18 protein-coding genes and 1 rRNA gene are annotated in these 21,658 nt (G+C 73.5%); 6 read left to right on the top strand and 13 right to left on the bottom strand.

The genetic code is table 11. The features are described 5' to 3' along the window. Window positions 1-55: 55 nt before the first annotated feature. The gene (pyrG, locus tag FHS34_RS28950; protein ID WP_184970747.1) at window positions 56-1,723 is read right to left on the bottom strand and encodes a CTP synthase; all 1,668 of its coding nucleotides are present in this window, start codon (window positions 1,721-1,723) and stop codon (window positions 56-58) included. Between the two features lie 544 nt (window positions 1,724-2,267). On the opposite strand from pyrG, the gene FHS34_RS28945 reads away from it, so the two are divergent. From FHS34_RS28945 to FHS34_RS28935, 3 genes are all read left to right on the top strand, one after another. Further along, window positions 2,268-4,070: a glycoside hydrolase family 15 protein gene (locus FHS34_RS28945; protein ID WP_184970745.1), complete on the top strand. Its 1,803-nt coding sequence runs from the start codon at window positions 2,268-2,270 to the stop codon at window positions 4,068-4,070. 94 nt (window positions 4,071-4,164) lie between these two features. Continuing rightward, on the top strand, window positions 4,165-5,526 hold the full coding sequence (locus FHS34_RS28940) for an FAD-binding oxidoreductase (protein WP_184970743.1): 1,362 nt from the start codon (window positions 4,165-4,167) through the stop codon (window positions 5,524-5,526). A gap of 44 nt (window positions 5,527-5,570) precedes the next feature. Next, window positions 5,571-7,217 carry a PucR family transcriptional regulator gene (locus FHS34_RS28935; protein ID WP_184970741.1) on the top strand — a complete coding sequence of 549 codons (1,647 nt, stop codon included), beginning with the start codon at window positions 5,571-5,573 and terminating at the stop codon, window positions 7,215-7,217. A gap of 85 nt (window positions 7,218-7,302) precedes the next feature. Here FHS34_RS28935 and FHS34_RS28930 read toward each other — a convergent pair whose 3' ends face one another. The 6 genes from FHS34_RS28930 to FHS34_RS28905 all read right to left on the bottom strand — a co-directional run bounded on the left by FHS34_RS28930 (window position 7,303) and on the right by FHS34_RS28905 (window position 13,498). Further along, the gene (locus FHS34_RS28930) at window positions 7,303-8,439 is read right to left on the bottom strand and encodes a glycosyltransferase family 4 protein (RefSeq protein ID WP_184970739.1); all 1,137 of its coding nucleotides are present in this window, start codon (window positions 8,437-8,439) and stop codon (window positions 7,303-7,305) included. A 266-nt stretch (window positions 8,440-8,705) separates the two neighbouring features. Next, window positions 8,706-9,452, bottom strand: a complete 747-nt coding sequence (locus tag FHS34_RS28925; protein ID WP_184970737.1) for a hypothetical protein — start codon at window positions 9,450-9,452, stop codon at window positions 8,706-8,708. Window positions 9,453-9,471: 19 nt separating this feature from the next. Further along, window positions 9,472-11,214 carry a DNA repair protein RecN gene (recN, locus tag FHS34_RS28920; protein ID WP_184970735.1) on the bottom strand — a complete coding sequence of 581 codons (1,743 nt, stop codon included), beginning with the start codon at window positions 11,212-11,214 and terminating at the stop codon, window positions 9,472-9,474. A gap of 205 nt (window positions 11,215-11,419) precedes the next feature. After that, on the bottom strand, window positions 11,420-12,325 hold the full coding sequence (locus FHS34_RS28915; RefSeq protein WP_184970733.1) for an NAD kinase: 906 nt from the start codon (window positions 12,323-12,325) through the stop codon (window positions 11,420-11,422). After that, window positions 12,322-13,137 (bottom strand): TlyA family RNA methyltransferase, encoded by an 816-nt coding sequence (locus tag FHS34_RS28910; RefSeq protein WP_184970731.1) that lies wholly within the window; start codon window positions 13,135-13,137, stop codon window positions 12,322-12,324. Before FHS34_RS28910 ends, FHS34_RS28915 begins: the two co-directional genes overlap by 4 nt. Before the next feature lie 76 nt (window positions 13,138-13,213). Next, window positions 13,214-13,498: a hypothetical protein gene (locus FHS34_RS28905; protein ID WP_184970729.1), complete on the bottom strand. Its 285-nt coding sequence runs from the start codon at window positions 13,496-13,498 to the stop codon at window positions 13,214-13,216. 42 nt (window positions 13,499-13,540) lie between these two features. Here FHS34_RS28905 and FHS34_RS28900 point away from each other — a divergent pair, with 42 nt between their 5' ends. Then, window positions 13,541-13,888, top strand: coding sequence for a sterol-binding protein (locus tag FHS34_RS28900; protein ID WP_184970727.1), 348 nt, complete (start codon window positions 13,541-13,543; stop codon window positions 13,886-13,888). A gap of 87 nt (window positions 13,889-13,975) precedes the next feature. Here FHS34_RS28900 and FHS34_RS28895 read toward each other — a convergent pair whose 3' ends face one another. The 4 genes from FHS34_RS28895 to FHS34_RS28880 all read right to left on the bottom strand — a co-directional run bounded on the left by FHS34_RS28895 (window position 13,976) and on the right by FHS34_RS28880 (window position 18,058). Further along, on the bottom strand, window positions 13,976-14,824 hold the full coding sequence (locus FHS34_RS28895; protein WP_184970725.1) for an ABC transporter ATP-binding protein: 849 nt from the start codon (window positions 14,822-14,824) through the stop codon (window positions 13,976-13,978). Further along, window positions 14,821-15,867: a FecCD family ABC transporter permease gene (locus tag FHS34_RS28890; RefSeq protein ID WP_184970723.1), complete on the bottom strand. Its 1,047-nt coding sequence runs from the start codon at window positions 15,865-15,867 to the stop codon at window positions 14,821-14,823. Before FHS34_RS28890 ends, FHS34_RS28895 begins: the two co-directional genes overlap by 4 nt. Beyond that, window positions 15,864-16,907 carry a FecCD family ABC transporter permease gene (locus tag FHS34_RS28885; protein ID WP_184970721.1) on the bottom strand — a complete coding sequence of 348 codons (1,044 nt, stop codon included), beginning with the start codon at window positions 16,905-16,907 and terminating at the stop codon, window positions 15,864-15,866. The genes FHS34_RS28890 and FHS34_RS28885 overlap by 4 nt, the downstream gene beginning before the upstream one ends. A 122-nt stretch (window positions 16,908-17,029) precedes the next feature. Beyond that, window positions 17,030-18,058, bottom strand: a complete 1,029-nt coding sequence (locus FHS34_RS28880; protein WP_184970719.1) for an HAD hydrolase-like protein — start codon at window positions 18,056-18,058, stop codon at window positions 17,030-17,032. Between the two features lie 72 nt (window positions 18,059-18,130). Here FHS34_RS28880 and FHS34_RS28875 point away from each other — a divergent pair, with 72 nt between their 5' ends. Then, entirely contained in the window at window positions 18,131-19,414 is a 1,284-nt protein-coding gene (locus tag FHS34_RS28875; protein ID WP_184970716.1) for a DUF1015 domain-containing protein, read from the top strand. Window positions 19,415-19,485: 71 nt separating this feature from the next. Here FHS34_RS28875 and FHS34_RS28870 read toward each other — a convergent pair whose 3' ends face one another. Next, window positions 19,486-20,310 (bottom strand): tetratricopeptide repeat protein, encoded by an 825-nt coding sequence (locus FHS34_RS28870; protein ID WP_225817674.1) that lies wholly within the window; start codon window positions 20,308-20,310, stop codon window positions 19,486-19,488. 150 nt (window positions 20,311-20,460) lie between these two features. Here FHS34_RS28870 and FHS34_RS28865 point away from each other — a divergent pair, with 150 nt between their 5' ends. Then, window positions 20,461-21,543, top strand: coding sequence for a hypothetical protein (locus tag FHS34_RS28865; protein WP_184971308.1), 1,083 nt, complete (start codon window positions 20,461-20,463; stop codon window positions 21,541-21,543). 29 nt (window positions 21,544-21,572) lie between these two features. On the opposite strand, the gene rrf is transcribed toward FHS34_RS28865, so the two are convergent. After that, window positions 21,573-21,658, bottom strand: a 5S ribosomal RNA gene (gene rrf, locus FHS34_RS28860); the annotation flags it as partial.

The following is a 21,658-nucleotide window of genomic DNA, read 5'->3' as shown; positions in this document are numbered from 1 at the left end:
AACCGGGGTGCCCACCTTTGAAGGTAAGCACCCCGGCCACCGTACAACTGGTGTGTTACTTCGAGATCTTCCGCTCGACCGAGGCCTTCACGAGGCCGGCGAAGAGCGGGTTCGCGCGGGTCGGCCGCGAGCGCAGCTCGGGGTGCGCCTGCGTGGCGACCAGGAACGGGTGGACGTCCCGCGGGTACTCCACGTACTCCACGAGCTTGCCGTCCGGCGAGGTGCCGGAGAAGACGATGCCGGCCTTCTTCTCCAGCTCCGCGCGGTAGGCGTTGTTCACCTCGTAGCGGTGCCGGTGACGCTCCTCGACGTACTCCTTGCCGTCGTACACCTCGCGGACGATGGAGCCCTCGGCGAGCTTGGCCGGGTACATGCCCAGGCGCATCGTTCCGCCCATGTCACCCTCGCCGGCGACGATGTCGAGCTGCTCGGCCATGGTGGAGATCACCGGGTGGGCCGTGGCCGGGTCGAACTCGGTGGAGTTGGCGTCCGCGATGTCGGCCAGGTTGCGGGCGGCCTCGATCACGATGCACTGCAGGCCCAGGCACAGGCCCAGCAGCGGGATCTTGTTCTCGCGGGCGTACCGGATGGCACCGACCTTGCCCAGCACACCGCGGTCGCCGAAGCCGCCGGGGATGCAGATGCCGTCGACGTCCCCGAGCTGGGCCTTGGCGCCGGCCGGGGTCTTGCAGTCGTCCGAGGTGACCCACTTGATCTTGACGCGGGCCTTGTTGGCGAAGCCGCCGGCGCGCAGGGCCTCGGTGACCGACAGGTAGGCGTCGGGCAGGTCGATGTACTTGCCGACCAGGGCGAGGGTGATCTCGTGGTCGGGGTTGTGGACGCGGTCGAGCAGGTCGTCCCACGTCGTCCAGTCGACGTCCCGGAAGGGCAGGTCGAGCTTGCGCACCACGTAGGCGTCCAGGCCCTCGCCGTGCACGGTCTTCGGGATGTCGTAGATCGACCGGGCGTCGGGGCAGGCCACGACGGCGGCCTCGTCCACGTCGCACATCAGCGAGATCTTGCGCTTGATCGCGGTGGGGACCTCGCGGTCGCAGCGCAGCACGATGGCGTCCGGCTGGATACCGATGTTGCGCAGGGCGGCGACGGAGTGCTGGGTCGGCTTGGTCTTCAGCTCGCCGGACGGGCCGATGTACGGCAACAGCGAGATGTGCACCACGAAGACGTTGTCCCGGCCGACCTCGTGGCGGACCTGGCGGACGGTCTCCAGGAACGGCAGCGACTCGATGTCGCCGACCGTGCCGCCGACCTCGGTGATGACGACGTCGACCTCGTCGGTGGCCATACGGCGGATGCGGTGCTTGATCTCGTTGGTGATGTGCGGGATGACCTGCACCGTGTCGCCGAGGTACTCGCCGCGCCGCTCCTTGGCGATCACGGTGTTGTACACCTGGCCGGTGGTGACGTTGGCGGTGCCGTCCAGGTCGCGGTCGAGGAAGCGCTCGTAGTGGCCGATGTCCAGGTCGGTCTCGGCGCCGTCGTTGGTGACGAACACCTCACCGTGCTGGAAGGGGTTCATCGTGCCGGGGTCGACGTTCAGGTACGGGTCGAGCTTCTGCATCACGACACGCAGACCCCGGGCCTTGAGCAGCATGCCCAGGCTGGACGCGGTCAGACCCTTGCCGAGGGAGGAGGCGACGCCCCCGGTGACGAAGATGTGCTTGGTCGTCGTGGCGGTGCTCGATCGAAAAGCACTGGGCGGCATGGCCAAGAGGGGGCTCCCGTGGTCGCTGTCTGTGATGCGGTGCGGCTGACGATCCGGAGGTTTCCGGAGGTGCCGTCGCTGCGGTTCGGGGGTTTGTCTCCCACCGGTGTCCACGGGCTACCAGCGTATCAGCGCTCGGGAGGGATGGCTTCCGGGCACGCTCCGCTGTCGCCCGGGTACGACGTGGCCTCATGCGCGTCGCTCGTGTCACTCTGGCCAGCGGGCGGACACACGCTTCTCACCCGATGGTCACTCGTTCGGCCCACACGGGTTGCCCGGAGCGGCACGCAGATCATCTACGTGCGTCGTATCCTGCTCGGACATTCACTGCCGGGCCCGGCCGGAACGACGGCACACCCCCGCCTGCACCACCCGGAACAACGAGAGCGCGGCAGTTCGTTGAGCAAAGACTGTCGTGTTGCCCCAGGGCTCGGCGGGCTGCTTTGCTTCACCGCTCAACGACGCACAACAACGATCCCTTGACCGCACTAGCGACAGCCCCCCTGCACGGGGGTGTGACGTGGCCGTTCGACTGGAGTTGCACGTGGCCAGGCGCATCGAAGACTACGCACTCATCGGAGACATGCAGACCGCGGCGCTGGTCTGCCGGGACGGCACGGTGGACTGGCTGTGCCTGCCCCGCTTCGACTCGCATGCCATCTTCGCCGGCCTGCTGGGCACCGAGGAGCACGGCTTCTGGCGGCTCGGTCCGGCGCACGCCGCCGACGCCAAGCCGCCCACGGCCGCCCGGCGCAGCTACCGCGGCGACTCGCTGATCCTGGAATCGGAGTGGGACACCCCGCGCGGCACGGTGCGCGTGACCGATTTCATGCCCCCGCGTGACGGAGCCCCGCAGCTGATCCGGATCGTGGAGGGCGTCACCGGCCGGGTGCCGATGCGCTCGGCCCTGCGGATGCGGTTCTCCTACGGCCGGGTGGTGCCGTGGGTGCACCGGCACGAGGGCCGCACGGTGGCCGTCGCCGGCCCGGACTCGGTGTGGTTCGACACGGAGGCCGAGACCTACGGGAAGTCGCTGACCACGTACGCGGACTTCACGGTCGCTCCGGGTGAGCGGATTGCGTTCACCATCTCGTGGCAGCCCTCGCACAAGCAGCCGCCGCCGCTGCCGGAGCCGGAGACCTCGCTGGAGGCGACGGAGGAGTTCTGGCGCGAGTGGGTCGAGCACTGTACGTACCACGGGCCGTACCGCGAAGCGGTGATCCGTTCGCTGATCACCCTGAAGGCGCTCACGTACGCCCCGACCGGCGGCATCGTCGCGGCCCCCACGACCTCCCTGCCGGAGGACATCGGCGGCGTGCGCAACTGGGACTACCGCTACACCTGGCTGCGGGACGCGGCGATCACGCTGTCCTCGCTGCTGCGCACCGGCTACCGCGAGGAGGCCCGCGCCTGGCGCGAGTGGCTGCTGCGGGCGGTCGCCGGCGACCCGGAGAACCTGCAGATCATGTACGGCATCGCGGGCGAGCGCGAGCTGGGCGAGGCCGAGCTGGACTGGCTGCCGGGCTACGAGCAATCGGCTCCGGTCCGGGTCGGCAACGGCGCCGCGCACCAGCTCCAGCTGGACGTGTACGGCGAGGTCACCGAGGCCCTGCATCTGGGCCACATGACCGGTCTTGCGCGCAACGACTACGCCTCCCTGCTCCAGCTGAAGCTGATCCGCTACCTGGAGGACCACTGGCAGGAGCCGGACGAGGGCATCTGGGAGGTGCGCGGCCCGCGCCGCCACTTCGTGCACTCCAAGGTGATGGCCTGGGTCGCGGTGGACCGCACGATCAAGCTGATCGAGTCCGGGGACGCGGACGGCCCGCTGGAGCGCTGGAAGGAACTGCGCGACGACATCCACCGGGACGTCTGCGAGAAGGGGTACGACAAGGAGCGCAACACCTTCACCCAGTCGTACGGCTCGCAGGAGCTGGACGCCTCGCTGCTGCTCATCCCGCAGATGGGCTTCCTGCCGCCGGACGACAAGCGGGTGATCGGCACGATCGAGGCGATCCAGCGCGAGCTGTCCACCTCGGACGGGTTCATCCTGCGCTACCCGACCGAGGGTGCACACACGGGCGTCGACGGCCTGCCGGGTGACGAGGGCGCCTTCCTGGCCTGCTCGTTCTGGATGGCGGACGACCTGGCGATGATCGGCCGGGTGGACGAGGCCCGCAAGCTGTTCGAGAAGCTCCTCGCGCTGCGCAACGACCTCGGTCTGCTCGCCGAGGAGTGGGACCCCCGCCTGCAGCGCCAGGTGGGCAACTTCCCGCAGGCGTTCAGCCACGTGCCGCTGATCGACACGGCGCTCCGGCTGACGGCTTCGGGGGCCTACGGAGGCTAGGCCGCCCCCCCCCGGGGGGGGGCGGCCGTCCGCGGGGCGGGGTGCTCCCTCCGGCCTAGGCTGGAAGGTGGACCCCTGCCGGAAGGGGGCGGTCATGACCGTCCGTTCCAAGGCACGCACGGCGCTCGCCGAGCTCCGTGAGGATCTGGCCGGCGACGTGTTCGCCCCGGGAGACCCCGGCTACGACGACGCCCGGACCGTCTCCGACGCGGTGCCCGACCGGCGTCCGGCCGTCATCGCCCGGTGCGCGGACGCGGCCGACGTCGTCCGCGCCGTCCGCTTCGCCCGCGAACTGGATCTGCGCGTCGCCGTGCGCGGGGGCGGGCACGGCGTGGCGGGGCCGGCGCGCGTCGACGGCGCGCTCGAGGTGGACCTGCGCCGGATGCGGGCCGTCACCGTCGACCCGGCGGCGGAGGCCGTCCGGGTCGAGGGCGGCGCCACGACGGGCGACCTGGACCGGGCGGCCCTGCCGCACGGCCTCGCGACCACCGGCGCCCGTTCCTCCGCCACCGGCGTCGGCGGCTTCGTGCTCGGCGGCGGCACCGGCTGGCTGGACCGCGTCTTCGGCCTCGCCGCGGACAACCTGCTCGGCGTGGAGCTGGTGACCGCCGACGCCGAGCGGGTGCACGCCAACGCCGACGAGAACCCCGAGCTGTTCTGGGCGCTGCACGGCGGAGGCGGCAACTTCGGCATCGCCACCGCGCTCACCCTGGAGCTGCACGAGCTGCCGGAGTTCTCCGTGGCACTGCTGCTGTGCCTGCCGGGGACCGGGCCTGACCTGGTCCGCGCCTTCCGCGAGATCATCCGTACCGGCCCGGACGAGGTGGGCGGCGCGGTGCTGTACCTGACCGGTCCGCCGGCCGAGTTCCCGCTGCTGTGCGGTGCCCTGCTGACGTACGTGGGCGGCGAGTCCGGTCTGCGCGGGCTCGCCGGGCCGCTGCTGGCGCTGCCGCACGAGGCGGAGGTCGTGGGCGCCCTGCCCTACACCGACGTGCAGTGCCTGTTCGACGCCCCGTCCGGACTGCGCAACCACTGGTCGGCCGAGTGCCTGACCGGCCTGCCCGACGAGCTCGTGGACGTCTTCCACGCCCGCGCGGACCGCATGCCGGTACCGGCCTGCAGCCGGTTCGTGCTGTTCCCGCACGGCGGCGCGGTCACCGCCGGACCCCGCCCGTACCCGGTGCCGTACCGGGACGCGGCCTGGACGGTGCACGCCTGCGCCTGCTGGGCGGACCCGGCCGACGACGGACCGAACCGGGCCTGGGTGCGGGACGCGTGCGCCGGCGTACGGCCCTGGAGCACGGGTGCCGTCCCCCTCGACCTGATCGGCGACGAGGGCCCCGAGCGGGTGCGGGCGGGGCTGGGCGCCGGGAATCTGCTGCGCCTGGAGAAGATCAAGCGGCGCTGGGACCCGGACAACGTCTTCCGCTTCAACCACAACATCCGGCCGGTGTAGCGCGGAGCTGTCCTGCGGGCGTTTGCGCAGGTAGCGTCCGCTGCATGGACAGCCGTACGGACCACCGATTCGACACCCAGGGCGCCGGTATCACCGTGCAGCGGGCCCTGGAGCTGCCCGGCCTGCGCAGCGGGCTGCCGGAGATCCTGGCGGGCGGCGACCGGCTCGGCCGGACCGTCCGCTGGGTGCACGCGGGCGAGGTGCCGAACATCGCCTCGCTGCTCAAGGGCGGCGAGCTGCTGCTCACCACCGGCTACGGTCTCGGCACCCGGCCGGCCGAGCAGCGGGCGTTCGTCCGGACGCTGGCCGAGCGGGGGATCGCCGCCCTGGTGGTGGAGCTGGGACCGCGCTTCGCCCGGCTGCCCGCGGCCCTGGTGGACACGGCCCGGGCGGCGGGTCTGCCGCTGGTCCAGCTGCATCGCGAGGTGCCGTTCGTGACGGTGACCGAGGAGATCCACACCGAGATCGTCAACGGCCACTACGCCCTGCTCCAGCGCGCGGAGGAGGTGCACCGGCGCTGCACCGAGGCCCTGCTGGGCGGTGGCGGTGTGCCGCAGGTGCTGGGCATCCTGGCCGGTTTCTGCGGCAACCCGGTGTTCCTGGAGACGGCCGGCGGCCGGCTGCTCTACGCCGCCGGGGAAGGGCCCGAGGGCGCCGATCCGCTCCAGGTGTGGGAGGGGCTGCGCGGCCCGCACAAGGAGGCCCCGCCGCCCGCCGGTTCGGTGCTGGTGGACGTGCCCGGCGGCGGGCCGGGTACGGCGGGTTCGGTGCGCGCCCGCCTGGTCCTGCTGCCGGTGCGCTCACCGCTGGCCCCCGTGCACCGGATGGCCGCCGAGCGGGCCGCGGGCATCCTGGCCGTGGTGCTGATGCAGGCCCGGCAGGAGGAGGAGCTGGCGGCACGCGGGCGCGGCGACTTCCTCACCGATCTCGCCGAGGGCCGCATCACGGCGGAGGACGCCCCGGCGCAGGCCCGGGTCCTCGGCTTCAAGCCCGGCGACAGCCCGCTGCTGCCGGTGGTGATGCGGATCGGGGACAGCCTCTCCCCGGGCGGGGGCTGGGCGGTGCTGGCCCGGGCGGTCTCGGAGGAGCTGGCCGCGGTGGGCGTGCCGGTGCTGCTGGGGGTGCGGCCGGTGGAGGGCCGGGTCCTGGTACTGCTGGGACTGCGCTCGGAGTCGGAGCGGGCGGCGGTCGCGGACCGGGTGGCGGCGGCGCTGCGGGCGGGCGTGGACCGGGCCGGGATGCGCCGGCCGGGCTCGCCGCCTCCGGTGGTGGTGGTCGGGGTGGCCGGCGGCTGGGCGGCGGCCTCGGCGGGGCTGCGGCACGCGGCGGAGACGGCGACGGCAGCCCAGGGCCTGACCGACCGGCCCTGGTACGACGCCCGGCGCCTCGACATCGACCTGCTGCTGTGGCGGCTGCGCGACCACCCGGACCTGGCGGCGTTCGTGGACCGTGCGATCGGCCCGGTGCGCGACCACGACCACCGCTCCAGGCCGCCGCTGCTGCCGACCCTGGAGACCTATCTCGCGCACGCCGGCCGCAAGGCGGAGACGGCCCGCGAACTGCATCTCAACCGGCAGACCCTCTACAACCGCCTCGCCCGCATCGGTGAGTTGCTGGGCACCGACCTCGACGATCCGCAGACGGTCCTGGCCCTGAGCCTGGCCCTCCGCGCCCGCCGCCACGTCCCTTAGTCACGCCGGGCTCGCGGGCGCCGGCACGGTGCCCCGGCCCGGTCCGGCCCGCCACCTCCGGCCCGCCACGGCCCGGCCGGAAGACCTAGGCCAGCGGCCTGGGCTGGGTCAACTCGTCGTACACGCTGAGCACCTGGGCGACGGTCTCGTCCTCCGTCGGCCAGGTCGCCGCCTGCCGCAGCCCGCGCTCCCGCAGCAGTGCGCACCGCTCCGGGTCCGCCAGAAGCCGCAGGACCGTGCCGGCGAGGGCCGCCGGATCGCCGTACGGCACGAGTTCGGCCGCGTCGCCGACGAGGTCCGGGACGCCGCCGACACGGGTCGCGACGAGCGGTACGCGCGCGAGCAGCGCCTCCTGCGCGAGGACGGACCGCGACTCCCAACTGCTCGTGACCAGCGCCAGGTCGGCGGCGGCCAGCAGCTCGGGCACGTCCTCACGGCGCCCGATGAGCCGCACCGGCAGCTCCTCGTCCTCGATCCGCTGCTGCAGGACCGGCCGCAGCGGCCCCTCCCCCGCGATCACCACCAGCGGCACCGGGTCCAGGTCCCGCCAGGCGCGCGCCGCGTCGAGCAGGACCTCGTAGCCGCGGTGGCGGTCGAGGGAGCCGACCGCGATGAGCAACGGGCGGCCGGTGGCGCCCAGTTCGGCACGGACCTTGGGGCGCTGCCGGTCGGGGTCGTCGGAGACGGCGGGCCGCCGCCGCTCCGGCAGGCCGACGGCCGCGAGCCGGGCGTCCCGCGCTCCCGTCCGCCTGGCCCGGTCCACCAGGTCGGAGCTGGTGCCGAGGACCACGGCCGCCGTCCGCACGACCCGCCGCTCCAGCAGGCGCAGCAACTGCGCCCGCGGTCCCTCCACCTGTGCCCGGTTGTGCCAGGTGACGACCAGTGGGGTGGTGCGTCCGCCGAGCGCGAGGACGGCGCGGAAGGAGGCGTGCAGCCCGTGCGCGTGCACCAGGTCGGCGTTGGCGCAGGCAGTCCGGAGCGCGGCCACGGAGACGGGGTCGCTGCTGCGGGGCACATGCACATGGTCGGCGCCGGCCCCGGTGAAGTCGTAGGCGCGGTCCGCCTCAAGGGGGGCGCACACCGTGACCCGCACGCCCCTGGCCACGAGCCCCTCCGCCAGCGAGCGCACGTGCGCGCTGCTGCCGGCGTTGCCTCCGCCCAGCACCTGCACGGTGCGCAGCGGCGACTGGCCGTGCGGCGCGTTGCTGCTCAGGGGGCTCACGGGGCCGGCGCTCCTGGTTCGGCGTGGGCGGACACGAGGAAACGTACAGAAGGTAGCGGGCTCGGAGGGGCGGAAGGACGTACCCCGCGCGCCTCCCGCGCGGACCGTGTTCCCTCAAGCATGCCAGGGGGAACGGCGGTTACGGGAAATCCGGAGGGCGCACAGTGCGGCGGGCCGGGGCAATGCGCCGGAGCACGTCACCCACAAGGGTGAGAAGACCCCGGCACGCCGCGCCCCGTACGACCGCGTCCCGCGAGGTCAGCCGGTCACCATGAGCGGGCCCACGCGGTGACCCGGTCCCCGTACCCGGCGGCGGCCACGACCGCGACGGCGTGCGCGAGCAGCCCCGCGCGCCGGTTGCCCGCCGCCACGGCCGCCCCCAGGGCGGCACCGAGGGCGTGCGCCCCCGTGTCCCCGATCATGGCGCGCTCACCGAGGTCCTCACGCAGCACGGCCGCCGCGCCGCCCACCGCGACGGCGGCCAGTTCCCCGCCCGGCCCCTTCCGCAGCAGCCCCGGTGTCCCGAGCACGAGCACCGCACCGAGCGCCTTGCCGGGACGCACGTCGACCAGGTTGACGAAGTGGGCGGTCCCCGCGATCACGATGCCGGCGAGCAGCTTGTCCAGCGGCCGCTCCTTCAGCAGCGCGCCCGCGACGAGCCCGGCCGCGGACACCCCGAACAGCTTCACGGCACCGCTGGTGACCTCGCCCTCCCGCAGCGCGCCGAGATGTGCCCGCAGGCCGCGCCGGTGGTCACCGGCGACGTCGTCGTACGCCCCGCAGGCCCCGGCGGCCAGCACGGCGAGCCCGGCACCGGGGTGCACCCGGCCCGCGGCGACCGCCGTCCCCAGCGCCGAGGCGGGCGCCGCGTACAGCTCGACGCTCCGCCCGGCGTGGTTCTTCCGCTCCCTGCGCGCCGGGCCCCCGGGCGGGCTGGCGCGCAGGAGGACGAAGCCGAGCCGGGTGAGCGCGGCGGACAGCAGGAGGGAGCCGGACTTCCGTGTGAAGATCATCCGGCCACCCTAGGACCCGCTAGAGATCCGCCCGCGCCGTCGCCAGCAGTTCCTCCGCGTGCGCACGGGCCGTTTCGGAGTCCTCCTGACCGGCCAGCATGCGGGACAGCTCGCGGACGCGTTCCTCGCCCTCCAGGACCTTGACGCCGGAGCGGGTGACGGAGCCGTCGTTGGTCTTCTCCACCAGCAGCTGGCGGTCGGCGAACGCGGCGACCTGGGGCAGGTGGGTGACCACGACGACCTGCGCGGTCCTGGCGAGCTTCGCCAGGCGCCGGCCGATCTCGACCGCCGCCTTGCCGCCGACACCGGCGTCGACCTCGTCGAAGAGGTACGTCGGCACGGGGTCCGTGCCCGCGAAGACGACCTCGACGGCGAGCATCACCCGGGACAGCTCACCACCGGACGCGCCCTTGGCGATGGGACGCGGCGGGGCGCCCGGGTGCGGGGCGAGCAGCAGTTCGACCTCGTCCACGCCCGAGGGGCCGTAGGCGACCGTGCGGCCGCCCACCTCGACGCCCTCGGGGTCCTCGGTCTGCCGGATGTCGAAGGACACGCGCGCGTGGGGCATCGCCAGCGAGGCGAGCTCGGCGGTCACCGCCGCGGCGAACCGCTCGGCGGCCCCGGTCCGCGCGTCCGTCAGCGCCTGCGCGAGCCCGCCCAGTTCCGTGCGGAGCGCGTCCCGCTCGGCGGTCAGTTCGCCGATCCGCTCGTCGTCGCCGTCCAGCTCGGTGAGCCGGGCGGCGCTCTGCTCGGCCCACGCCAGGACGGCGTTCACGTCCTCGCCGTACTTGCGCGTCAACGCGGTCAGGGCGGCCCGGCGCTCCTCCACGGCGGCCAGCCGCAGCGGATCGGCGTCGAGATCGTCGGCGTATCCCGCCAGCTCACCCGCCACGTCACCGAGCAGGATGCCGATCTCCCCGATCCGGTCGGCGAGCGCGCCCAGCGCCGGATCGTGCGACCGCACGGCCTCCAGGGCCCGGTGGGCGCCCGCGACGAGCGTGGCGGCGTCGATCCCCTCGGGGTCCTCGGGATTGCCCGCGAGAGCGGCGTGCGCGGCCGTCGCGGCGGACGACAGCCCCTCGGCGTGCCCCAGCCGCTCGGCCTCCTCGGCCAGCTCCACGTCCTCACCGGCGCGGGGTTCCACCGCGGCGACCTCGTCGAGGCCGTACCGCAGCAGATCGGCTTCCTGCGCCCGCTCACGCGCGCGCGTGGTGATCTCCTCCAGCTCGGTGGCGACGGCCCGCAGCCGCTTGTACGCCTCCGTGTACTTGGCGAGCGGCACGGCGACGGTGTCGCCCGCGTACCGGTCGAGCGCCTGCCGCTGCCGGGACAGCTTCAGCAGCCCCTGCTGGTCGGTCTGCCCGTGCACGGCCACCAGATCGTCGGCCAGCTCGGCGAGCAGCCCGACGGGCACGCTGCGCCCGCCCAGGTGGGCCCGGGAGCGCCCCTCGGCGGAGATGGTGCGGCTGATCAGCAGGGCACCGTCGTCCAGCTCGGCCCCGGCCTCCTCGGCGCGTACGACGGCGGCGGCGCCGGAGGGTACGGCGATCCGTCCCTCCACGACCGCCTTCTCGGCGCCGATCCGCACGAGCGCCGGGTCCGCCCGGCCGCCGAGCAGCAGCCCCAGGCTGGTGACCACCATGGTCTTGCCCGCACCCGTCTCACCGGTGACGGCGGTGAACCCCGGCGACAACTCGACGACAGCATCGTCGATGACCCCGAGCGACCGTATCCGCATCTCCTCCAACACGGAACAGACCATACGAGGTCCGGGGCGGGGAGTGCACACAGGCCGCCCCTATCACTCCGGCGAGTGGTCCCGTCCGACGGGCGCGGGGCTGTCCCGGCGCGCGGCCGCGCAGCGGGGCGCGGCCGGCCACGGAGCACCCGCGGCCGGCGAAGAAACGGAACCACCCCGTCGGGCGGCGCTGCCGGAAGGCGTTGTCGGGCGGCGTTGTCGGGCGGCGCTAGTGGGGTGCCCCTCGCCATCCGGTCGTCGGCAGCGCGAACTTCGCCACGATGCGGTCGGTGAAGGACGAGTGGTGCAGCCGGGCCAGCCGCACCGGAACGGCCCCCCGGCGTACCTCCACCCGCGCTCCGGGCGGCAGCTCGACGGTCCGCCGCCCGTCGCACCACAGCACCCCCGGCGGGATGTGCGGCAGCACCTCCACCGCGAGCACCGAGTCCGGCGAGGTGACCAGCGGCTTCGCGAACAGTGCGTGCGCGCTGATCGGCACCATCAGCAGTGCCTCCACCTCCGGCCAGACCACCGGTCCCCCGGCGGAGAAGGCGTACGCCGTGGAGCCGGTGGGCGTGGAGAGGACGACGCCGTCGCAGCCGAAGCCCGTCACCGGCCGCCCGTCGATCTCCAGCACGACCTCCAGCAGCTTCTCGGCGCCGGCCTTCTGCACGGCCGCCTCGTTCAGTGCCCAGTCGGTGTGCACGATGTCGCCGTTGCGGTGCACGACGACGTCGACGGTCATCCGCTCCTCGACCTCGTACGACCGCGCCACCACCCGGTCGACCACCCGGTCGAGGTCGTCCCGCTCGGCCTCCGCGAGGAACCCGACGCGTCCGAGGTTGACGCCGAGCATCGGCACCCCGGAGGCCCGCGCGAACTCGGCCCCCCGCAGCAGCGTGCCGTCACCGCCCAGCACGATCAGCAGCTCGCACCCGTCCAGGCACTGCGCGGTCGCCTCCTTGACGAGGTCCACCTCGTCCGGGAGCGGCAGATCGCGCGCCTCCTCCTCCAGCACCCGCACCCCGATGCCATGCCGCAGCAGGCCCTTGACGACGAGTTCCGCACTGCGGATCGCCGCGGGCCGCCCGGTGTGGGCGAGCAGGAAAACAGTACGCGCCAGGTTCTGTGTCAACGCGGCCCCTCCGCCACTGCACGTTCGACGTCGGCCGGGTCCACCTGAGGTGCCCCCGCCCGCAGCCAGAGAAAGTACTCGACGTTCCCCGAGGGCCCGGGCAGCGGACTGGCGGTGACCCCTCGCACCCCGAGTCCCAGCTCCCACGCCTTCTCGGCCACTCCTCGCACGGCCTCCGCCCGCAGCTGCGGACTCCGTACGACACCCCCGCTGCCGAGCCGCTCCTTCCCCACCTCGAACTGCGGCTTGACCATCATCACCAGGTCGGCGTCCGGTGTCACGCACCGCTTCAGGGCCGGCAGCACCAGCCCGAGCGGGATGAAGGACAGATCGCCCACGACAAGATCCACAGGTTCCCCATCGATCGCCTCAAGCGTCAACTCGCGTACGTTCGTACGGTCCTTGACGGTGACGCGTTCATCGCTCTGCAGAGACCAGGCGAGCTGTCCGTAGCCGACGTCCACCGCGACGACACCGGCGGCGCCCGCGCGCAGCAGGACGTCGGTGAAACCGCCGGTGGACGCCCCGGCGTCCAGCGCGCGCCGGCCCTCGACCACGAGCCCCTGCGGCACGAAGGCCTGCAGCGCGCCGGCCAGCTTGTGCCCGCCCCGGGAGACGTAGTCGGGATCGCTGTCGTCGCTCTGGACGACGATCGCCGCCGCGGTCTCCACCTGGGTGGCCGGCTTGGTCGCCACGGTCTTGCCGACGGTGACCCGCCCGGCGGCGATCAGCTGGCTGGCGTGCTCGCGTGAACGGGCGAGCTTCCGGCGGACCAGCTCCGCGTCGAGACGGCGGCGTGCGACTCCTGCCACGTTCGGTTCAGCTCCTGCTCTGGTACGGCGTCGGTGACGCCGGATGCGACGATCGAAAGGTGCGACCCGAAGGATCTCACCGAGGGGCGGCGGCCGGATGCCCGGTCGGCACCGGAGGTCCCGGGCGGGTGTCGAGCGCCGTGAGCGCGTCGCGCAGCCCCCTGTGTACATCCTCGTACACCTCGACGTGTCCGTCGGTGGTGAGGTGGTCGGCGTCGGCCAGCCGCTCCAGACGGGCGTCGACCTCGGCGTTGCCGGTGGGAGTGCGCGGGACGTCCAGGGGGGCCGGGGCGGCGGGGTCGTACTCGGGCTCGGACTCGGCCACGGCTTCCGCGGGGGCCTCGGACACGGACTCGCTCATGCCCAGACGCTACCCCGAACCCCTGGGGTACCGTCGTGGACGATGGCCACGATCGAGGAGTGCCGCACCGCACTGGGAAAGCTTTCGGACAACATGCAGGGGGCCGAGGGCGACGTCGGCGCGGCTGCCGCCCTGGACCGCTCGGTGAGCTGTCACATCACGGATCTGGACGTCACCTTCGTCGGCCGGATGACCGGCGGCCGGCTGCGGACCGACGAGACCCACCCCGGTCCTCCCCGTGAGAAGGCGCAGATCAGGCTCGCCATGGCCGGGGACGACCTGGTGGCCCTGGTGGACGGCGACCTGAACTTCGCGACCGCCTGGGGGTCGGGCCGGGTGAAGCTGGAGGCGAGCCTGCTGGATCTGTTCCGGCTCAGGAAGCTGCTGTGAGCCCGTGCCGGAGGGCCGCCGTGAGCCCGTGCCGCAGGGCCGCCGCGAGCCCGCGGGGCCGCCCGCCGGCTGCCGCGAACCGGTCCGTCAGGCGGCCGTGGCCCGCTCCGCCCGGACCTTCCGCGCGGCCGGCACCACCAGCGGAGTGCCCGTCTCCGGGTCGTCGATGACCTGACAGCGCAGCCCGAAGACCTCCTCGACCAGCTCGGCCGTGACGATGTCGTTCGGGGCGCCCTCCGCGATCACCGTGCCGCCGCGCAGGGCGATGAGGTGGGTGGCGTAGCGGGCGGCGTGGTTGAGGTCGTGCAGGACGGCGACCAGGGTGCGGCCCTGGGTCTCGTGCAGCTCGGCGCACAGGTCGAGGACGTCGATCTGGTGCTGGATGTCCAGATAGGTGGTCGGCTCGTCCAGGAGCAGCAGCGGGGTCTGCTGGGCGAGCGCCATGGCGATCCACACGCGCTGCCGCTGCCCGCCGGACAGCTCGTCCACGTACCGCTCGGCCAGCTCCGCGACCCCGGTCTGCCGCATCGACTCCTGGACGACCCGCTCGTCCTCCGCCGACCACTGGCGCAGCAGGCCCTGGTGCGGGTAGCGGCCCCGGCCGACGAGGTCGGCGACCGTGATGCCGTCGGGCGCGATGGACGACTGCGGCAGCAGGCCGAGGGTCCGCGCGACCTTCTTCGCGGGCATCGACTGGATGGCCTGCCCGTCGAGCAGCACCCGCCCGTGGCTGGGCTTGAGCATCCGCGACAGCGCCCGCAGCAGCGTCGACTTGCCGCACGCGTTCGGTCCGACGATCACCGTGAAGGAGTTGTCGGGGATCTCCACCGACAGCTGCTCGGCGATGACACGCTGGTCGTAGGCGAGGGTGACGTTCTCGGCGGAGAGGCGGTTCACAGCGGTGCTCCTCAGGTTGTTCGTGTGCGTGCCGCTCATATCCGGCCCGCCCGGCGCTCGGTGACCAGCAGCCACAACAGGTAGACGCCGCCGAGGACGCCGGTGACCACGCCGACCGGCAGCTGGTCGGCGCCGAAGGCGCGCTGGGAGGCCCAGTCGGCGGCGACCAGCAGGGCCGCCCCCATGCAGAGGGAGGGCACCAGGTTGGGGCCCGGCGAGCGGGTCAGGCGGCGGGCGAGCTGCGGTGCCGTCAGCGCGACGAAGCTGACGGGGCCCGCGGCGGCCGTGGCGGCGGCGGCGAGGAGCACGGCCGAGACCATCAGCAGCAGCCGTACCCGCTGCACGCGGACGCCGAGCGCGTTCGCGATGTCGTCGCCCATCTCCAGCATCCGCAGGCCGCGCGCGTTGACCAGGACCAGCGGCAGCAGCACGGCGCACAGCCCGAGCAGCGGCCAGACCTGCTCCCAGTCCCGGCCGGCCAGCGAGCCGGTCATCCACACCACCGCGCGGGTCGCGTCGACCAGGTCGGCCTTCGTGAGCAGATAGCCGGAGACCGCCGTCATCATCGCGTTGACACCGATACCGACCAGCACCAGCCGGTATCCGTGCACCCCCTGCTTCCAGGCGAGCGCGTAGATGGCGAGACCGGTCGCCAGACCGCCGGCCAGCGCTCCGAGGGTCACCTCGGCGGCGCTCCCGGACATCAGCACGATCACGACGAGCGCGCCGGCCGTCGACCCCTGCGACAGGCCGAGCACGTCCGGGCTGCCGAGCGGGTTGCGGGAGACGGACTGGAAGAGCGCGCCCCCGAGGCCGAGCGAGGCGCCGACGAGCAGGCCGACGAGGACCCGCGGCAGCCGCAGTTCGTTGACGATGAAGTCCTGGTAGGCGGTGCCGTTCCCGGCGAGCGTCCGCAGCACGTCGGCCGCCGGGATCTTCGCGTCGCCGGTGCCGATCAGGGCGACACCGGCGGCGCCCGCCGCGGCCAGCAGCAGGACGACGACGGTCAGGGCGCGCGGGTCCAGGCGCAGGGAGAGCCCGCCGGGGGTGCGCACGGCACGGCTCCTGGAGTGGGTCTTCACAGCTGGGCCGTCCTCCGCCGTCGTACGAGAAAGATGAAGACCGGCCCGCCGATGATCGCGGTGACGATGCCGACCTGGAGTTCGGCGGGGCGGGCCACGACGCGGCCGATGACATCGGCGGCGAGCAGCAGCACGGGCGCCAGGACCGTGGCGTACGGCAGGATCCAGCGCAGGTCGGGGCCGGTGAAGGAGCGCACGACATGCGGGACCATCAGGCCGACGAAGACGATCGGGCCGCAGGCGGCGGTCGCGGCGCCGCTCAGCACCACGGCGGCCAGCATGGCCAGCGCCCGGGTCCGGTTGAGGTTCGCGCCGAGGGCACGGGCGGTGTCGTCGCCCATCTCCACGGCGTTCAGCGGCCGGGCCAGCGCCAGCGCGAGGACGGTGCCGGCCACGAGGAACGGCAGCACCTGAGTGATGGTCGAGGAGCCGGCCGAGACCAGCGAACCGACGGTCCAGAAGCGCATCTTGCCCAGGGCCGCGCCGTCCGTGATCATCACGGCCTGGAGATAGCCGTACAGGGCCGCGCTGATGGCCGTGCCGGCGAGCGCGAGCCGCACCGGGGTGGCGCCCCGGCTGCCGCCGAGGAACCACACCAGCGCGCCGACCGCCGAGGCGCCCAGGAACGCGAACCACACATAGCCGGTGAGGCTGGTGACACCGAAGTAGGTGATGGCCGTGACGACGGCGGCGGACGCGCCCGCGTTGATGCCGAGCAGCCCCGGGTCCGCCAGCGGGTTACGGGTCAGCGCCTGGAGCACCGCGCCCGAGAGCCCGAGCGCGGCTCCGACCAGCAGGCCGAGGACGGTGCGGGAGAGCCGCTCGTCCACGACGACGTCGCCGTACGTCCCCGTGTCGTGGAACAGGCCGTGCCAGACCTGGTCCCACGAGAGCCCCTTCGCCCCGATCGCGATGCTCGCCAGGGCGACGAGCGCCAGGAGCACGACCGACAGCAGGAGCCCAAGGGCCTTGACCGCCCGGCGGGTTGGGGACGCGGGGGCGGATTCCGCGCGCGGTTCCGGAGGACTGACGACCAACACGAGGTTAGGTTAGCCTACCCTCGCACTGATCTCGATCCCCGGTGTCGTACGCCCGACCGCGTGCCCCCTCCCCGTGGGGGCCGTGGCGGGTGCGTCTCCCCGTGGGAGCCGTGGCGGGTGCGTCACAATCCCAGTCGCGTCAGCGCCTTTTCGCCGTCCAGCGTGCAGGAGCCCTCGCCCGCCGCCGTCCAGGCCGCCGCGCACAGCGCTCGCAGCCCGTCCAGCGCCTCGCCGTCGCCCGTCAGCTCCAGCCGGTCCGTCCCGGCCGTCGCCGTCCATCCGCCGCAGCCGAATCCCTCACCCTCCCGGGTGATTTCCGGCTGCCCGGTGAGCATCCCCCGCAGATCGGCGTCCACATAGGTCGGCCGGTGCTGCGGCGGCGCGGCGAGCAGCTGCGCCCCGTCGGTGACACCGGTCAGCACGAGCAGCGAGTCGACCCCGCCGTTGAACGCGCCCTCGATGTCCGTGTCCAGCCGGTCCCCGACCACCAGCGGACGCTCGGCACCCGTCCGGATGATGGTCTCCCGGTGCATCGGCGGCAGCGGCTTGCCCGCGACCTGCGGCTCGGCGCCGGTCGCGATCCGGACGACCTCCACGGCCGCCCCGTTGCCCGGCGCGATGCCCCGCCCGCTCGGAATCGTCAGATCGGTGTTGGACGCGAACCACGGCACACCCCGCCGGATGGCGTACGACGCCTCCGCGAACCGTCCCCAGGCCAGATCGGGCCCGCCGTACCCCTGCACGACCGCCGCCGGATCGTCCTCGGCCGACTCCACCGGGGTGAGACCGCGCTCGCGCAGCGCCACCCGCAGCCCCTCCCCGCCGATCACCAGCACCCGCGCCCCGGCCGGCACCTGCTCGCTGATCAACCGCGCCACGGCCTGCGCCGAGGTGATGACGTCGTCCGCGCCCGTCGGTATGCCCAGCTCCGTCAGGTGCCCGGCCACCGCGTCCGGGGCCCGCAGGGCGTTGTTGGTGACGTACGCGAGATGCATGCCGCCCGTTCGGGCCACCGCCAGCGAGTCGACCGCGTGGGCGATCGCGCTCCCGCCCGCGTACACCACCCCGTCCAGATCGAGCAGCGCCGTGTCGTACGCCTCGTTCAGGGGCTGCCCACTGCCCTCGGGCCTCGTCCTGACGCTTTGGCTCATGTCCGCATCGCTCCTCGTTCTCGCCTTTCCCCCGATCATCCCCCACGCCACTGACACACGTACGATGCCGGGATGAACACAGCAGGTCACTCGGAGGCAACGCAGCGCCGCGGCCTGGAACTCACCCCGTTCCGAGGCCTCCGTTACGACCCCGACCGGGTCGGCAGCCTCGCCTCCGTCACTTCTCCCCCCTACGACGTCGTCGTACGGCCCGACGGCCTGCACCACCTCCAGTCGGCCGACCCCCACAACATCGTCCGGCTGATCCTGCCCCAGGCCGGCACCCCGAGCGCCCGCACCGAGCAGGCCGCCGACACGCTCCGCCGCTGGCTGGACGAGGGCATCCTCACCGCCGACCCCGAGCCTGGCCTCTACGTGTACGAGCAGCGGGACGGCGACGGCATGCTCCAGCGCGGAGTCATCGGCACCCTGCGGGTCTCGGAGCCCGCGGAGGGCGTGGTGCTGCCGCACGAGGACGTCATGCCGCCCGTGGTCGCCGACCGCGCCGCCCTGATGCGCGCCACGCGCGCCAACCTGGAGCCGCTGCTGCTGACCTACCGGGGCGACGGCGCGGCCGCGGAGGTCGTCGAGCGCACGGCGGAGAAGCCCCCGCTGCTCGCCACGACCACCGAGGACGGCTTCCGGCACCGCCTGTGGTCCGTCACCGACCCCGCCGACCTGGCCCGCATCCAGAACGACCTGGCCGGCCGCCAGGCCCTGATCGCCGACGGCCACCACCGCTGGGCCACCTACCGGCGGCTGCGCGCGGAGCACCCCTCCCCCAGCCCCTGGGACTACGGACTGGTCCTCCTCGTCGACACCGCGCGCTATCCGCTGCGCGTGCGCGCCATCCACCGCCTGCTGCACGGCCTGCCGGTCGCGGACGCGCTGCGGGCCGTGGAGGGCCTGTTCCGGGTACGGCGTCTCGACCTGCCCCTGGCCGACGCCCTGACGGCGCTGGCGGACGCGTCCTGCGCGGGCAACTCCTTCCTCCTGGCCGGCGACGGCGCCTTCCACCTGCTCGACCGCCCCGACCCGGACCTGCTCGCCCGCACGGTCCCCGCGGACCGCCCGGCCGCCTGGCGTTCCCTGGACGCCACCGTCCTGCACGCCACGCTGCTGGAGCACGTCTGGCGCATCCCCGAGGACTCCCCGGCCCATATCGCCTACATCCACCACACGGCCGCGACGGTCGAGAAGGCGGAACGCGACGGCGGTACGGCGGTCCTGATGCACCCGGTCCGCGAGGAGGTCGTGCGCGACCTCGCCCGGCAGGGGGTGACGATGCCCCGCAAGTCGACGTCGTTCGGCCCGAAACCGGCCTCGGGGCTGGTGCTGCGGGCCCTGGAGATCTGAAGCCCGCACCGCGCGGGTACACGAAAGAGGGCAGGCCCCGCAGGAGCCTGCCCTCTTATCGGTGACTGACGTCAGTCCTTGTCGCCGTCCTCCGGGGACGCGTCCGTGGACTCGACGGCCTCAGGGGACTCGACTGCTTCGGTGGACTCGACTGCTTCGGTGGCCTCGGTGGCCTCGGTGGCCTCCGCCGCCTCGGCGTCCTCGGCGGCTGCGTCCTCGGCGAGGGCGTCGACGAACTCCACGCCGTCCAGCTCGGCGAGCCGGTCGGAGGCGTCCGTGCTGCCGTCCCGGTCGGCCTCGACAGCCTTCGCGAACCACTCCCGCGCCTCGCGCTCCCGGCCGGCGGCCAGCAGGGCGTCGGCGTAGGCGTAGCGCAGGCGCGCGGTCCACGGCTGCACCGAGTTGGAAGCCAGCTCGGGGCTCTGCAGGGTCACGATGGCCGCGTCCAGCTGGCCCATGTCGCGCCGGGCACCGGCGGCGACGAGCCGCATCTCGACCTGACCCGCCTTGTCCAGCTTGTGCACCTCCGGGGCGCCGGCCATGTCCAGCGCCTTCTCCGGCCGCCCGAGCCCGCGCTCACAGTCGGCCATCACCGGCCACAGCTCCACGCTGCCGGTCATCCGCCGGGCGGCCCGGAACTCGGCCAGGGCCTCGTTGTACTTCTGGTTCGCGTACGCGGCGAACCCGGCGGCCTCGCGCACGGCGGCCACGCGGGACGCCAGGCGCAGGGCGACCTTGGAGTAGCCGTAGGCGCCCTCGGGGTCCTCGTCGATGAGCCGGGCGACCATCACCAGGTTCTTGGCGACGTCCTCCGCGAGCGTCTTGGGCAGGCTCTGCAGCTCCTGCCGTACGTCCTTGTCGATCTCGTCGCCGGTGACGTCCTCCGGGATCGGCAGACGCTTGATCGGCTCACGGTCGCGGTCCCGGTCCCGGTCCTCACGGAACCGGCCACCGCCACGACGGTCGTCTCGGCCGTCACGGCCGCCCCGGTCGTCACGGCCCCGGAAGCCACCGGGCCGGCCACCGCGGTCGTCCCTGCGGGGTCCATGGCCGCCACGGTCGTCACGGCCCCGGAAGCCACCGCGGTCACCACGGCTGTCGTCGCGCCGGAAACCACCGCGGTCGTCACGGCGGTCGTCCCTGCGGTCGTCGCGACGGAAGCCGCCGCGGTCGCCACGGTCGCGGTCGTCGCGTCGGTCGTCGCGGCGGTAGGAGGGACGGTCGCCGCGGTCGTCACGGCGGAACCCTCCGCGGTCGTCGTCGCGGCGGTAGGACGGACGGTCGCCACGGTCGCCGCGGTCGTCACGACGGAACCCTCCGCGGTCGTCGCCGCGACGGTCGTCCCTGCGGTCGTCACGGCGGAAGCCGCCGCGCTCGCCACGGTCCCGGTCGTCACGGCGGTCGTCACGCTGGAATGCCGGACGCCCACCGCGGTCGTCACGGCGGAACCCACCCCGGTCGTCGCCCCGACGGTCGTCACGCCGGTCGTCCCTGCGGTCGTCGCGACGGAAGCCGCCGCGCTCGCCACGGTCCCGGTCGTCACGGCGGTCGTCGCGTCGGTCGTCGCGGCGGTAGGAGGGACGGTCGCCGCGGTCGTCACGGCGGAACCCTCCGCGGTCGTCGTCGCGGCGGTAGGACGGACGGTCGCCACGGTCGTCACGGCGGAAGCCACCGCGGTCGTCGCCGCGACGGTCGTCCCTGCGGTCGTCACGGCGGAAGCCGCCGCGCTCGCCACGGTCCCGGTCGTCACGGCGGTCGTCACGCTGGAATGCCGGACGCCCACCGCGGTCGTCACGGCGGAACCCACCCCGGTCGTCGCCCCGACGGTCGTCACGCCGGTCGTCCCTGCGGTCGTCGCGACGGAAGCCGCCGCGCTCGCCACGGTCCCGGTCGTCACGGCGATCGTCGCGTCGGTCGTCACGGCGCCCGTAGCTACCGCGGTCGGAGCCGCGACGGTCGTCCCGGCGGTCGTTGTCCCGGCGGAAGCCGCCGCGGTCACCACGGTCACCACTGTCCCGTCGCCGCTGGTCGCGCTCCGGTCGGTCGTCGGGAGAGTTGGTGGACATGATGACTCCTGTCTTCGGTACCGCAAGCATTGTAAAAACGAAAGGACCCCTGGTCCCAGCTGAACGCTGGGACCAGGGGTCCTCCAAAGATTGTTCGGCGGCGTCCTACTCTCCCACAGGGTCCCCCCTGCAGTACCATCGGCGCTGTGAGGCTTAGCTTCCGGGTTCGGAATGTAAC

The organism is Streptomyces echinatus (genome assembly GCF_014203595.1).
GTDB classification, from domain to species: Bacteria; Actinomycetota; Actinomycetes; order Streptomycetales; family Streptomycetaceae; genus Streptomyces; species Streptomyces echinatus.
Note: the sequence above shows the minus strand (reverse complement) of the source record. Positions and strands in the feature narration are given on the sequence as shown.

Excerpts from the sequence above, each read along its gene's own strand:
- pyrG (WP_184970747.1), bottom strand. The coding sequence starts at position 1,723 with ATGCCGCCCAGTGCTTTTCGATCGAGCACCGCCACGACGACCAAGCAC.
- FHS34_RS28940 (WP_184970743.1), top strand. The coding sequence starts at position 4,165 with ATGACCGTCCGTTCCAAGGCACGCACGGCGCTCGCCGAGCTCCGTGAG.
- FHS34_RS28935 (WP_184970741.1), top strand. The coding sequence starts at position 5,571 with ATGGACAGCCGTACGGACCACCGATTCGACACCCAGGGCGCCGGTATC.
- FHS34_RS28925 (WP_184970737.1), bottom strand. The coding sequence starts at position 9,452 with ATGATCTTCACACGGAAGTCCGGCTCCCTCCTGCTGTCCGCCGCGCTC.
- recN (WP_184970735.1), bottom strand. The coding sequence starts at position 11,214 with ATGGTCTGTTCCGTGTTGGAGGAGATGCGGATACGGTCGCTCGGGGTC.
- FHS34_RS28905 (WP_184970729.1), bottom strand. The coding sequence starts at position 13,498 with ATGAGCGAGTCCGTGTCCGAGGCCCCCGCGGAAGCCGTGGCCGAGTCC.
- FHS34_RS28900 (WP_184970727.1), top strand. The coding sequence starts at position 13,541 with ATGGCCACGATCGAGGAGTGCCGCACCGCACTGGGAAAGCTTTCGGAC.
- FHS34_RS28895 (WP_184970725.1), bottom strand. The coding sequence starts at position 14,824 with ATGAGCGGCACGCACACGAACAACCTGAGGAGCACCGCTGTGAACCGC.
- FHS34_RS28880 (WP_184970719.1), bottom strand. The coding sequence starts at position 18,058 with ATGAGCCAAAGCGTCAGGACGAGGCCCGAGGGCAGTGGGCAGCCCCTG.
- FHS34_RS28875 (WP_184970716.1), top strand. The coding sequence starts at position 18,131 with ATGAACACAGCAGGTCACTCGGAGGCAACGCAGCGCCGCGGCCTGGAA.
- FHS34_RS28865 (WP_184971308.1), top strand. The coding sequence starts at position 20,461 with ATGGCCGCCACGGTCGTCACGGCCCCGGAAGCCACCGCGGTCACCACG.